This window comes from Psychrobacter sp. UBA3483, assembly GCF_002377905.1.
Taxonomy (GTDB): Bacteria; Pseudomonadota; Gammaproteobacteria; order Pseudomonadales; family Moraxellaceae; genus Psychrobacter.
The window spans coordinates 24,858-38,530 of sequence record NZ_DFQS01000019.1; the positions used below are offsets into that span (position 1 = coordinate 24,858).

Below are 13,673 nucleotides of genomic sequence, written 5' to 3' on the forward strand. Positions count from 1 at the left end.
TGAATATAGATAAATAGTGCTGATATTTATTAAGCCATTTTTGTTAATTGATTTTTTTATTAAATATGAGTATTAAGAAATATCAGTACTATTAATTTTTTAGTTTTTTGAGAATGTAGTTTGGTGCAAAAGAATTATTCAAAATAACAATTTATTAAGGAATGACATTATGGATATTATCAGTCACTTAACGCGGACGGTTAGCCCTGCAGTATTAGGCGATGATCGCAATCCCGCTAAACAGAATTTACTTGAACAATTTTATGCTATTTTTGCCGCACGCCTAGCGGATAATACGACTTATACGCGTTTTGCTAATGAAAATATCGCCCGTGATGACCAAGGGTTTTATGATCGCGTATGGACTGATGGCGCCCACCGCGACCAAATTGCCCGTGAGCTTGCCGGTAAACATAACGTTGATGCCACCGCAGCACGTGGTTTGATTGCGATGGCCGCTCCATTGGCTTATCACGAGATAAAAAGTTTGGCAGGGACCACCCCTGTCCCACAGTTTTTAAATGACAACCTTGCCAGCTATCAGCACCATATTCCAGCATGGGCGAGTGCTGTTCTGCCTGCAGGTATGGTTGCCGCGCCAGCTGGTGCTCGGGTGTCTGATACGGTCAGTACTGCGCCTATTCGCCGTGAAGAGGAAGAAAAAGGCAGCTTTATGAAAGCGCTGCTACCAATTATCGGTTTGATTATCTTAGGGGCATTGGCGTGGGCGCTGCTCAGAGGTTGCCAAGACAATCCTGAGCCAGTCGGTACGCCAGTTGCCACTGAGCAACAAGCTGCCAATGACGGACAAACAGTGGTTGCAGCCGATATACAGCCAGCTTCATTACGTATTGCGACTGGTGAAAACAGTGAGTTATACGCGTGCCGTATGAACGTTGGTAACGAGACGCTACAAGGCAACGTGATGGACGCGTTGACGGCGACGTTTGGTGATGAGGCCAATAATTGCCGCGCTGATGTCGATGATTACTTCTCGATAGATATGCCAGCTGCCGCTCAGCTTTCTTCTATTTTGCCTATCGTCAAAAACGTACCAAATGCCAGTATGCTGATTCAAGGCGATACCATTACCGTGAATGCGCCAGATGCGGCAGCATTAGATAAATTGGTTGCTGATTTACAAGCCGCAGCGCCAGCTATGACGGTACAAGCAGAGGGTCCGCTCAATGAGCGAAGCGAGATTGATCGCAGCTTAGCAGCATCGCAAGCGGCGATGCAGAACCTCGGTCAAGACCCAGATCCTCGTGATGTGGCTCGCGCCCTGAGTCTGCAAGTAGTAAACTTTGAAGTAGATAAAGCTGTTATTCCAGAAGCCAACAAGCCATTATTGGACAATGCTGTTAAGATTATGCAGCAAGTGCCAGATATGAAACTGTTAATTATTGGTCATACCGACAAAACCGCCGATGCCGCTTATAATATGCAGTTGTCACAAGAGCGCGCGCAATCGATGAAAGATTATCTGGTCGCCCAAGGTGCGGATCCAACCAAGCTAATGACCAAAGGTATGGGTGAGACCGATCCAATCGCTGATAATGCCACAGAGCAAGGTCGTTTCCGTAACCGCCGTATCGAGTTTGTGGTATATGATGAAACAGCAATGACTAACGATGGCGTGGCGATTAGTAACGGTGCGCTCGATCCAGACTTAAATCCATTAGATAGTAATAATGATGATTTGATGCCTGACAGTGATGACCGGACAGGGAACAATTTACCGGCACCTAAAAGCTCAATACCAACATCAAATAGTAGACCAATTGATCCAGACTTAAATCCATTAGACCGTAATAATGATGACATTTTACCGGACGCTGATGATGCGAGCCGTGGTACTGCTTTAGACCCAAAAGCCAGTAATTAATAAGAATTCTAATTACTTATAGTTGTCTATCGATAGCTAGTATTAATATTAAAAAGACCGCATCTTATGTTTAAGGTGCGGTTTTTTGTTGCATTAAATAAAACTGGAATAAAGCTGGTTTGGTTACATGAATTATTTATAAGCGGTTGGATCTTTTGACTCAGTAGGCGCTTCTATTTGATTCATAAAAAATGCTTGTAAGATATTTCCCTTTGCTTGTTGCCAATAAGCAAACTGCTGGCACGTTGATTCAAGGTCGCCCTGCCAAACAGGTATTTGCCCGCGCATGGCTTTGATACGCTTTTGGTCAGGATAGGGTAGCTCTTGGGCTGCTTTGGCGGCTTCGTGAGCAGCAACGCGATCATTACAGACAAGAGCAATATCGCAGCCTGCCTCAATCGCAGCTTTGACGCGGGCGCTGACATCACCTGCTGCTTGTGCGCCTGCCATCGATAAATCATCAGAAAATAAAACCCCATTAAAATTCAGCTGCTTGCGAATGATGTCTTTGAGCCAAATTTTTGAAAATCCAGCGGGTTTATTATCGACTTGTGAGAAAATCACATGCGCCGGCATTAAGGCATCAAGCCAAGGCAACGTCTGCGCAAACGGCTGCATGTCGCTATTAATAATCTCATCTAAACTACGTGTATCGATTGCTTCTGCCACATGCGAGTCAGGCGCGACGGCTCCATGACCGGGGAAGTGCTTACCGGTGGTTGCCATACCCGCCGCTTTCATACCGCGCATAAACTGGCTTGCTAAAGCGATAATGGCTTGTGGGTTTTGATGAAAACTGCGATCGCCGATCACTTGGCTGATACCGCCTCTATCGAGCACCGGCGCAAAGCTCAAATCAATGCCGACCGCCAATACTTCTGTTGCCATCAAATAACCGCAGTCGTAAGCAAGGCTTAGAGCGCGGCTAGGGTCTTGGTCAAATAGATCGCCAAGTCTACCCATCGCTGGTAATGGCGTAAAACCTTGACGTAATCTAGCAACGCGGCCGCCTTCTTGATCGACGCCAATCAATAAGTCGGCATTGTGCTGGCGGATATCGTCACACAAGGCTCGCACTTGCGCCGCATCTGCCACATTGCGGGCGAATAATATCACCCCGCCCACCTGTGCTTGTTTGATTAAACTGACATCTTCAGCAGTCAGTGCGATACTATCGATATCAATCATTAAAACGCCGTACATTGCGTGATCCTTATCAGGCTAGAGGGTTGTTTTCTCATTTCACTACATTATAAGTCAAATCGAGACAGAGCTTAGAGATGAGATGGTTTTTCCTTATAGATAATCTTTCTGTTGCGGATGGTTTGTCGCTACTTACATTTACCTTATATTATGCCAGTGATTGCAAGATGCACATAATAGCGGTTTGCTTGGCTTAAATAAATTAGGTTTAAATGATAAGTTTAAACGAGATGATTCACGCTTATAACCAAATGCACCAATGGATGCGCTACAAAATAGCCAGACCGCGTGTAAGATTGTTTATACAGATTGAGACAGTGGTGTATTTATAGCTATGCTATTATTGATTGATTTTTAACAATGAAAATAAGGATCTATCCTAAGATAAACATCCCATATTTGCCTGCTTTTAATGCTAGCGTAACCTATGGTTTAATGGTAAATATAATAGGGTGAAAAAGCACGACATCTTTTGGCTCATAGTCTATTAAATAACCTTTATTGGTAATAACAACTCAGCATACTTTTAACTTAAAATAATTAGGTATATACGATGAAAAAACAACCAGCACAGTGGTTACTCAGTGCAGCGTCAGTGGGCGTCGCTGGTCTTATCCTTACTCAAAGCTATAGCACCGCAGTGGCCGATAGCAATACAGCAGGCTTTAAAGCCACCCCTGAGCAACAGGTTACCACCCGCCAAGTAGCCGCCTTGCTGGATCGTAGCCATTATCTCAATCAGCCGCTCGATAGCGACATGGGTAGCGAGATTTTGTCCATGTATATTGACAGTCTCGATCCAAACCATACCTTGTTTTTGCAATCTGATGTCGATGAATTTAAGAAAAAATATGCCGACGAATTTGCCGCGCGTTTAAAACGTGGCGACCTATCGGCTGGGGTCGCGATTTTTGAGCGTTACCGTCAGCGCTCTAATGAATATTTTACCCTATCAAAACAACTGCTTAAAACCAAGATGGATTTGACCAGTAAAGATAGTATTGTCCTTGACCGCGAAAAGCTCAGTCATTTTAAAACCAAAAAAGAGCAGCGCGACTATTGGACGCGTCAGCTGAAGTTTCAGCTGATGAGTATTACCTTAGGCCAAGAAGACGAGAAGGCGAAAGAGAAAGTCTTTTTAAGCAATCCTGATATTACGCGCGGCCAAGACTTGTTGCGTAATGATGAGCGCACGCCAAGTGAGATTTTGCTCAATCGTTTGTCACGTCAGCAAGAGCAGCTTGCCCGTCTAAAAGATGATGAAATCATGGAAACCATCTTAAATACGGCGATGCTCACTTATGATCCGCACAGTAATTATTATGCGCCGATTCAAGCCAATGAGCTACAAATTCAATCGAGTCTGCAATTAGAAGGCATCGGGGTTTCGATTCGTCCTGACCGCAAAAATCCTGATTATACCCGCATTGTCACCTTGGTAGATGGTGGTCCGGCGGCGAAATCGGGGCAGATTAAGCCCAATGATTTGATTATTGGCATTGCCAAAGACGGCGAGAATATGGTTGATGTGGTCGGCTGGTCAACGCGTGAAATCGTCGGTTTGATTCGTGGTAAACGTGGCACCTCGGTGACCATCAAGGTGCGCCAACCAAATACGCCTGATGCCAGCGCCCGTAATGTGACGGTGGTACGCGATATTATTCAGCAAGAAGAGTCGGGCGTAAAACAGCGTGTCGTCGAAGTGCAGCGTCCCAATATCGATAAAACGCCCAAACGTATCGGTGTGCTTGAGATACCAAGTTTTTATCTCAACTATCGCGCGCGCCGCAATGGCGAAGAGTACAGGAGCGTCAGTGACGATACCGAAAAAGCGCTTAAAGCGCTGAATAAAGAAAATATCGACGGTCTGGTGGTTGATTTACGTAATAACCCAGGCGGCTCGCTCGATGAGGTCGCCAAGATGCTTGGTTTCTTTATCAAGAGTGGCCCATTGGTGCAGATTCGCGACAATCGCGGCAATATTCAAGTCTACCGCGATGACGATGGCGGCGAGCAGCTTTATAACGGCAAAGTAGTCGTTATCACCAATTTAGCCTCTGCCTCTGCCAGTGAAATCTTTGCCGCCGCGATTCAGGATTATGGCCGTGGCCTCGTTGTCGGTAGCACAACGACCGGTAAGGGCTCGGCGCAAATACAGCTAGACAGCCTAGCTTTAGGCACAGCAACGCTCACGCAGCGTAAGTTCTACCGCATCACTGGTGGCAGTACGCAAAACAAAGGCGTGGTCCCTGATGTTGAATTGGTTAATATCTACGATGATGCAACCTTTGGCGAGCGCGCGCAGAAAAAAGCCTTACCGTGGGATACGATTAAAACCGCGCCTTATAAGCCAGAAGGTAAATTTTCTGCCAATACCTTAGCAACGCTAAATCAGCAATCAAAAATTCGTCAGCAGCAAAACCCGCACTTTGTGTATCTGTCAACGCTAAATGATATTCGTAATATGGAAGATGAGAAAAAACCGATTCCTCTTGATATCAATAGTCGCCGCGCCAAAATGCAGCTGATAGAAAAACGCTCATTGGAAGCGGAAAATAAACGTCTGATTGCAACGGGCGAGCGTCCTTATGCCAACTGGAATACTTATCAAGCTGCCATGGATGCAAAATTTGAAGAGCGCAGTCAGATGAAAGAAAGTGAGCGTCCTGAGCTACCGGAGGATGAAGCGTTCATTAAAGAAGCTGCTTATATTATGCTTAGCGCTGATGCAAAGGTGCAAGCCAGCCCAGAAGAGAAGTTATAAAGAAATTCAACTGTTGAACAGTCATTATCGCAATAAAAATGCGTGTAAGCATATGCTTACACGCATTGACGTTTAGACCTCTTACTAACCTTGCGCCAATCTGCGATTATAACTGTACGGCACGATTGAACGAAAAGGTTCATAGATACTAGGGATTGGTATCGTAAAGGTCGCATCAGGGATAGGTGGTTTGCTGATTAGGGAAGATAAGGCTGGATGCCTGAACGTTATAAGATGCTCCGGGATTAAGTATCTGATAACATTAACATGGATGGTTGGTGATAAAAGCCGCATAATGCTTGTCGTTATGCGGCTTTGTTACGTCTGCAATTCCTAAAGTTTATCCAAAGAAAAGGTCAATAGATTGCTCTACTGACCTTTTTAGTTAGACGATAATACTATTATCAATAACTCATTAATAAATAACTATTCGTCTAAGCAGGTTACGCCAAACTCAAAAAGAGATTAGTGCTCAACGCCACCAGCGCCATGGATATGGCCGTGGTTTAGTTCGTCTTCAGTCGCTGCGCGTACTTCTTGAATCTCAACGTCAAAGGTCAAACGCTTACCAGCCAATGGATGGTTTGCATCAACCGTCACTTCTTTGTCGTTTACGTCAGTCACAGTCACTAACATCACTTGACCGCCAGCTTCTGACTGGAATTGCATACCAGGCTGGATATCATCAACACCTTGAAAGTTTTCGCGTGGTACATGTTGTACCGCTTGTTCTTGGTATTCACCGTAACCATCAGCAGGCTCTACGACGGCATTGACTCTTTCGCCAGCAGATTTGCCTTCTAGTTGTTTCTCAAGACCTGGGATGATGTTGCTATGGCCATGCAAATAAGCAAGCGGTTGACCTTCTGGAGACTGGTCAAGGATATTGCCTTCGTCGTCTTTTAGCGTGTAGTTGAACTTGACGGCAGTGTCTTTTGCGATAGTAGTCATAAATTATCCTAAATATGTCGATATTAAAATTTAAATACGGTTGCAATAAACCTAAAAAAGCCAATCAGCCAGCCAAATAGCCACGTCATTAGTTAATTATCATCAGTTTATTAGGGTAACTTTAGCAGTTAGCATCTTTAATTGCGATGCCTGCCATTGGTTTCAAGGTTAAAATCCGAAAAAATAGTAATTATTCGGCGAATTAATGTAAATAAATATGATTTTCTCAGTTTTGGCGGTTAGTAAAGGTGGAGGTTAAAGTTTGCCGGTTGCGTTTTTGCATCATGACTCCTACCATAGTCATAAACATAAGGATAACAACGATTATGAATTCATCTTCTCAAGCCTCTCCGATTAATAATTTAAATCAGCCAACCGCTCATGTCTTTTACCAATTCGACTTTGCGCGGTTTTTGGAGCATTTGGTCAATGTCGCGCTGACTTTTACCGCCGATACTGACGCGCCAAGTCTATGGTTGCCAGCATGGATACCAGGTAGCTATTTAATGCGTGAATTTGCCCGTAATATCACCGCGGTGCATTATGAGATTTTAGATAGCCAAACTCTAAAAAATCAAACATTAGATAGTCAACTCACGGACAGTGATAAAAAAACAAACACGTACCGCGCGCAAAAAACCGATAAAAATACATGGCAGTTGCCAGAGGCGCTGGCAGGGCAACGCATACGCGTCCTTTATGAAGTGTATTGTTATGATTTATCGGTGCGTACGGCGTATGTCGACCAGCAGCGTTTGTATGGCAATTTTACCTCGCTTGCATTAGCAATTGATGGGCAAGAGCAACAAGGGGTAGAAGTTGGTTTAATCGTGCCAGCTGCGTTTTTAGCGGATAAAGACGCTAGCCGTGTGCGCTTGGCCTGTGGACTTGAGGCCGTGCAATCACAAAGTGCGACCCAAATAAGGAGTGATAAGCCGCAAATATACCATCTACAAGCAGACAGCTATCACGAACTTATCGATCATCCGTTTGAGATTGCCGAACAAGATAGCTTTGATTTTATTATTCAAGATGATAGCCATCAGACACTGAGCCATCATTTTTATCTTTCAGGTAGCCATAACGCTAACATGGGACGCTTGCAGCAAGATGTCACTCAAATCTGTCAAACTTATCTAGATTGGCTTGGCGATGCGCCCTTTAACGATTACACCTTTATGACCTTTGCCAGTGGGCAGGATTATGGCGGGCTTGAGCATATCAACTCGACCAGTTTGATTACCCCGCGCCGCGATTTGCCTAGTATGGATGAGCCAAAAGTGCCAAGTAGCGACTATCAGCGCTTTTTGGGCTTATGCAGCCATGAATACTTCCATGCATGGTGGGTCAAAACCGTGCGTCCAGATGTGATGCTAAACGTCGATTTACGCCGCGAAGCCTTTACGCCATTGCTATGGGTGTTTGAAGGTTTTACCTCTTATATCGATGATTTTATGTTGCAGGCGTCAGGCGTCATCGATAAAGCAAGCTATCTTAAATTACTCGCCGAACAAATCAATCGTTACTACCAAACCCCAGGACGTGCGCATCAAAGCGTTGCTGAGTCGAGCTTTGACGCTTGGATTAAGCTGTATCGCAACGATGAAAACACCGGCAATGCAGGTATCAGCTACTATAATAAAGGCGCGTTGGTGGCATTATGCTTAGATTTAACGTTACTGGCAAAAAGTGCTGGTCGTTATCGTTTGTTTGATGTGGTTAAAGCCTTTTATAGCAAAGCAAAGCAAAAGGATAATAAGCGCATCGGCATTAGCAGTGCCGATATGGGTGCAGTTATCGGGCAGTTTATGCCATTAGCAGATTGGGAAGAGTTTGAGCGCCGTTATGTCAATGGCGTTGAGGAGCTGCCGCTTGAGACGCTGCTTACAGAAAATGGTATTAAGATTCATACCAACACCAAAGAGACGGCAGATAAAAACATACCGTGGGGCATGCGTTGTAGTGAGACACCGCTGGGATTAAAAGTTAATCGCGTCAACCGTGACAGCGCTGCCGCCAAAGCGGGTATTTCAGCGCATGATGTCATCATTGCAATCGATGGGATTAAAGCAGACACTAAGCAATTAGCAACGCTTAGCACTGCCACGCGCCCTGTGCAATGTCATTTATTTCGCCGTGATGAGCTAATAGTAGTTGAGGTTTTGCTTAAAGCTGACTTGGTGGATAATGATACGTATGACTATAATGAAACAGCATTCCCGCATAGCATCAGCTTACGCTTAGCAAGGGCAGCTATTGACTGCGAAGACGATGGCGATTCTGTCGGGTACGCCAATACTGAAGATACATGGCTAAATGCGCTAGCACGCCATCAAAGTGAAGAGATAAATAATAAAGCGTGAAGACATTAAAAACCCTTGCTAAGTACGCAGCTTAGCAAGGGTTTATATGTTTAATATTCAGCGTGGTATAAATAATAGTTAAGAGTTTATAGGTGTTTAACTTGCAGCTTTAGTGGTTTCTTTGATCGCTTCTTTATTGTTTTCTTCATCATTAATAACGGCTTCATCGGAGTCTGTAATCGCGGTATTAGGAGATTTATTTGCCGCAATCCAGCTTTGCATCAACTCAATCTCAGGCTGCTGAGCATTGATAATGTCTTGTGCCAATTTGCGCATCTCCTCATCGGCACCGTACTGAAGTTGTACTTTTGCCATATCTACCGCGCCGATATGATGCGCCAGCATACCGCGCGCAAATGCCATATCAGCGACAGGCTCAGCAATACCGAGCATCATATCGCTGTGCATGGTATTCATTCCTTTTGCATACGCTTCTTGCATGGCTTCGGTATTGGGTTTTGGTTTGGGCGCATCGGGGTGGCTTGCGAGCCATTTATTGATAATATCAATTTCAAGCTGCTGTGAGTCGATGATGTCTTGCGCAAGTTTACGCATGGTTTCATCAGTGCCGTACTTTAGCTCGATTTTCGCCATATCGACCGCGCCGCGATGATGCCCGAGCATGCCTTTGGCAAAGGCGGTATCAGGATCGTTATAACCCATACCAACCATCATCTCATTGTGCATACTGGTCATTGACTTGGTATAGTCTTTCAGCATATCTGACATTTTTTCAGCGTTTACCGTAACAGCATTGGCAGCCATGTCGTGCCCAGCATGGGCATCCTCGGGAGCCGTTGCCGCCGGTTCACTGCTGGCTTGAGTGGCCTCTTCTATTGGCATAACCTCGTTATCCTCAGTTGCTGGCTGGCAAGCGCTTAGCAGCAGGGCAGTAGCCACACTGGTAGCAAACAAAGCAAAATGACGAGAGGCAATCATGATATATCCTTACTATCAAAAAAACAGGAAACAGGCTCAACGAAAAATAAGACAGAAAACAAGATAAATAATGGCCAAATTTAAACCGATATAAAACGCGAAAATACGGCAAGGTTGGCAAGTCAGCGCAGTTTTGCATCTTAACAGATAAACCTTACGCGTTCGAGACGCGCCGTTTAATAAGTCGTAATATTTCAATAAAAACAAAATTGGCTCATATAAGCGGATAAGGTTTAATTTGCCACGCTAATCTAATCTAATCTAATCTAATCGACAATCCCTAACTGCCGACAGCGCTCACTATTTAAATGAATACGTACAAACTCACCAACGCCAAGCGAACCAAGCTCAAATCCTGCCACCGACCAACGAATCAGACGCAAGCAAGGCAAGCCCACATGAGCGGCCATGCGTCTTACTTGGCGATTTTTGCCTTCATAAATGGTCAACATAAGCCATGAGGTCGGCACGTTTTTACGCTCGCGAATGGGCGGATCGCGTTGCCATAAGTCAATCGGCAAATCGCCTTCCTCGACCAGTCGTGCAACTGCTGGCAAGGTTTTGCCGTCTTTTAAATGTACTCCCGCCGCCAATTGCTCTAGTTGAGCCGCGCTTACCAAACCTTCGACTTGTACCAAATAAGTCTTCCCTTGTTTTTGCTTGTTTTGGGCGAAGTTCTTGGCTGATGGTGGTTGGGTAATGGCTTTATTTACCCGTCCATCACTGGTCAAAATCAACAAGCCTTCTGAGGTTGCATCAAGTCGACCAGCAACGCGCAGCGATTTGTCAGTGAAGTACTGCGATAGAGTAGTGTGGTCATTGTTGCTGTCATCACGAAATTGACTTTGTACGCCGTAAGGTTTGTTGAATAAAACTAGGCTAGAGGTCGACATAAAATGGCATTTCCCAAAAATAAAATAATTGCTAACCGGCTGTGCGCACGGCATTCTAAGACGATTTTACTCAAAAGTAAAAAACGGATTGTTGCTAAAAAATAACTCGGCGAAGCGTGCCTACTGATAACAATAAACGAGATGTTAAATAACCTTGTTTATATTGTGGTATTTATAATATTGATTGGTAAAATTGACGTATGCAAAAGAAAAATTATCAGTCATGCTTTTATGTTAGTACACTATTTAAGGTAAATGATGATATTTTTATATCATTCATCTGATAGAAATCATGAAAATGATTATTTTTGCTTCACGCAACTTTAGCGCTTTAGTCATAAAAATAATGGCAAAAAATATGATTTTTAAAATGATTATCTAACATACTTTTAAACCTATTGGCGTATCGGCATTTTACGTAAATTATTAATACGTAACTCGCTAGCATAATGCCATTTTAAAGCCAAAATATTTTAGCTAGCATAACAGAATGCCAAGGATGCTGGCGCAACCATATATAAATATAACCAAGGAGTTTGACCCCATGCCCTATGATAAAGTTATCGTCCCAAGAGACGGCGCAAAAATAACCGTCAACGCTGATTTGTCACTAAACGTCCCCAATCATCCGATTATTCCCTTTATCGAAGGCGATGGCATTGGTGTTGATATCACGCCGGTGATGATTAAAGTGGTCGATGCCGCCGTATCAAAAGCCTATAAAGGCAAAAAATCGATCGTTTGGATGGAGGTTTATTGTGGCGAAAAAGCTTCTAAAATCTATGACGGCGAATACATGCCGACCGAAACGCTGGAGATTTTGCGCGAGTATGTCGTCAGTATTAAAGGGCCTCTGACCACGCCAGTTGGCGGCGGTATGCGCTCATTAAACGTCGCGCTACGTCAAGAGCTTGATTTATACGTTTGTCAGCGTCCGGTGCGCTGGTTTGAGGGCGTGCCAAGCCCTGTACACAGCCCAGAGCTAACCGATATGGTGATTTTCCGCGAAAACTCAGAAGATATCTATGCGGGTATCGAGTGGAAAGCGGGCAGTGATGACGCCAAGAAAGTCATTAAATTCCTAAAGGAAGAGATGGGCGTGACCAAAATCCGTTTCTCAGATGACTGCGGTATCGGCATCAAGCCTGTATCAAAAGAAGGCTCGCAGCGCTTGGTACGTAAAGCCATCCAGCATGCTATCGATAATGACTTACCGAGTGTCACTCTTGTACACAAAGGTAATATCATGAAATTTACCGAAGGCGCGTTTAAAGAATGGGGCTATGAGCTTGCCGCTGAGCGTTTTGGTGCTGAATTACTCGATGGTGGGCCTTGGATGACGATGAAAAACCCAAAAACCGGTAATGATATTATTATTAAAGACGTCATCGCCGATGCTTTTCTGCAGCAAATTTTGATGCGCCCTGCTGAATATTCAGTTGTTGCAACCTTAAACTTAAACGGTGATTATATCTCTGATGCGCTTGCTGCTGAAGTTGGCGGTATTGGTATCGCGCCGGGTGCCAATAAAGGCGGCTCAATCGCTGTTTATGAAGCCACTCACGGCACAGCGCCTAAATATGCCGGTCAGGATAAAGTCAATCCAGGTTCGTTAATTTTATCGGCGGAGATGATGCTGCGTGATATGGGTTGGATAGAAGCGGCTGACCTTGTTATCGAAGGTATCAAAGGCGCGATTAAAAATAAAACCGTCACTTATGACTTTGAGCGTTTGATGCCAGATGCTATTTTGCTCAGTAGCTCCGAGTTTGGTAAAGCAATCATTAAGCATATGGATGCCTAAGCGCTTTATAGCAGGTTATTTTATAATTTATAGCGCAAATAATAAACCATCTATATTTTTATAGATGGTTTTTTTGTGCTTATGAGTTTTATACTGAGTATTGAATGATAAATTTAGCTGTCATTTTTACCACGATTTTTACCGCTACCACTTGCCGTCCATTTGACCACCGATAAGCTGGTTGAGGCCATTAAACCGAGCACCAAGTAGCCAATCAACGCCTGTAAGCTTGCAAACACCCGAGTGATGCCTTGTGGCCGAAAATCGCCATAGCCTGTTGAGGTAAAAGTGACGACGGCATAATAGCAGCACGCCCAAAAATCTTGCGAAATGGGATTGCCATCGAGTGTGGTGTCGACGATGCCCACTTCGTAATAAAGGGCGGAGAAGGTCAGCAAAAATAAAAAGACGTTGAGCGTTGTCATCGCAAGCTCTTTCCATAAATTGCCATCATCGCCATAGATACGCTGCAAGGTGCTAAAAAGCGACCACATAAAAATACCGCAAAATAAGAAAGCAAGGCTGATAGTAAATATATCGCGCCAGCTATTGTCCGGTAAAAAATGCGTCAGTAAATACCATAAACTGCCAGTTAGGATATAAATAAAAAGAGTACCTCTAGCCGTTGTTATTTTTTCTAGCATCATAAGGTGTCATCCAAACGCTTAATATTATTTTTAGTGATAACTTAACAATAATTTTAACATGGTCGCCATTTAACCATCGTAGTAGGGCGCTTTATATACGACATTGATGTATAGTCGGAGTACTTTTAAACCGCTACGGTGTTGCTCGCCCTAGATGTACTCAGCGTACTATCTGCGGTAGATTGCCTTGTAGCTATTTTAAAATTCCTTGACGATAGATGCTT

9 protein-coding genes are annotated in these 13,673 nt (G+C 44.2%); 4 read left to right on the forward strand and 5 right to left on the reverse strand.

Annotated features, from left to right (window positions below; all coding sequences use genetic code 11):
- Positions 1-169: 169 nt before the first annotated feature.
- Positions 170-1,885, forward strand: coding sequence for an OmpA family protein (locus B2866_RS03410; protein WP_296190733.1), 1,716 nt, complete (start codon positions 170-172; stop codon positions 1,883-1,885).
- 132 nt (positions 1,886-2,017) lie between these two features.
- Here B2866_RS03410 and nagZ read toward each other — a convergent pair whose 3' ends face one another.
- Positions 2,018-3,088 carry a beta-N-acetylhexosaminidase gene (gene nagZ, locus B2866_RS03415; RefSeq protein WP_296190734.1) on the reverse strand — a complete coding sequence of 357 codons (1,071 nt, stop codon included), beginning with the start codon at positions 3,086-3,088 and terminating at the stop codon, positions 2,018-2,020.
- A gap of 553 nt (positions 3,089-3,641) precedes the next feature.
- On the opposite strand from nagZ, the gene B2866_RS03420 reads away from it, so the two are divergent.
- Positions 3,642-5,852, forward strand: a complete 2,211-nt coding sequence (locus tag B2866_RS03420) for a carboxy terminal-processing peptidase (RefSeq protein WP_296190737.1) — start codon at positions 3,642-3,644, stop codon at positions 5,850-5,852.
- Positions 5,853-6,317: 465 nt separating this feature from the next.
- Here B2866_RS03420 and B2866_RS03425 read toward each other — a convergent pair whose 3' ends face one another.
- Positions 6,318-6,803, reverse strand: coding sequence for an FKBP-type peptidyl-prolyl cis-trans isomerase (locus tag B2866_RS03425; protein ID WP_296190738.1), 486 nt, complete (start codon positions 6,801-6,803; stop codon positions 6,318-6,320).
- 326 nt (positions 6,804-7,129) lie between these two features.
- Here B2866_RS03425 and B2866_RS03430 point away from each other — a divergent pair, with 326 nt between their 5' ends.
- Positions 7,130-9,166: a M61 family metallopeptidase gene (locus B2866_RS03430; RefSeq protein ID WP_296190739.1), complete on the forward strand. Its 2,037-nt coding sequence runs from the start codon at positions 7,130-7,132 to the stop codon at positions 9,164-9,166.
- 96 nt (positions 9,167-9,262) lie between these two features.
- On the opposite strand, the gene copM is transcribed toward B2866_RS03430, so the two are convergent.
- Complete coding sequence (gene copM / locus B2866_RS03435) at positions 9,263-10,105, reverse strand: CopM family metallochaperone (protein ID WP_296190740.1); 843 nt, start codon at positions 10,103-10,105, stop codon at positions 9,263-9,265.
- A 266-nt stretch (positions 10,106-10,371) separates the two neighbouring features.
- Entirely contained in the window at positions 10,372-10,998 is a 627-nt protein-coding gene (locus B2866_RS03440; protein ID WP_296190741.1) for a pseudouridine synthase, read from the reverse strand.
- Between the two features lie 544 nt (positions 10,999-11,542).
- Between B2866_RS03440 and icd the strand changes: the two genes are divergently transcribed.
- Positions 11,543-12,802: an NADP-dependent isocitrate dehydrogenase gene (gene icd, locus B2866_RS03445; protein WP_296190742.1), complete on the forward strand. Its 1,260-nt coding sequence runs from the start codon at positions 11,543-11,545 to the stop codon at positions 12,800-12,802.
- A 113-nt stretch (positions 12,803-12,915) separates the two neighbouring features.
- On the opposite strand, the gene B2866_RS03450 is transcribed toward icd, so the two are convergent.
- Positions 12,916-13,449, reverse strand: a complete 534-nt coding sequence (locus B2866_RS03450) for a potassium channel family protein (protein WP_296190743.1) — start codon at positions 13,447-13,449, stop codon at positions 12,916-12,918.
- Positions 13,450-13,673 lie beyond the last annotated feature (224 nt).

Coding starts and splice junctions, on each gene's coding strand:
- B2866_RS03410 (WP_296190733.1), top strand. CDS start 170: ATGGATATTATCAGTCACTTAACGCGGACGGTTAGCCCTGCAGTATTA.
- nagZ (WP_296190734.1), bottom strand. CDS start 3,088: ATGTACGGCGTTTTAATGATTGATATCGATAGTATCGCACTGACTGCT.
- B2866_RS03420 (WP_296190737.1), top strand. CDS start 3,642: ATGAAAAAACAACCAGCACAGTGGTTACTCAGTGCAGCGTCAGTGGGC.
- B2866_RS03425 (WP_296190738.1), bottom strand. CDS start 6,803: ATGACTACTATCGCAAAAGACACTGCCGTCAAGTTCAACTACACGCTA.
- B2866_RS03430 (WP_296190739.1), top strand. CDS start 7,130: ATGAATTCATCTTCTCAAGCCTCTCCGATTAATAATTTAAATCAGCCA.
- copM (WP_296190740.1), bottom strand. CDS start 10,105: ATGATTGCCTCTCGTCATTTTGCTTTGTTTGCTACCAGTGTGGCTACT.
- B2866_RS03440 (WP_296190741.1), bottom strand. CDS start 10,998: ATGTCGACCTCTAGCCTAGTTTTATTCAACAAACCTTACGGCGTACAA.
- icd (WP_296190742.1), top strand. CDS start 11,543: ATGCCCTATGATAAAGTTATCGTCCCAAGAGACGGCGCAAAAATAACC.
- B2866_RS03450 (WP_296190743.1), bottom strand. CDS start 13,449: ATGATGCTAGAAAAAATAACAACGGCTAGAGGTACTCTTTTTATTTAT.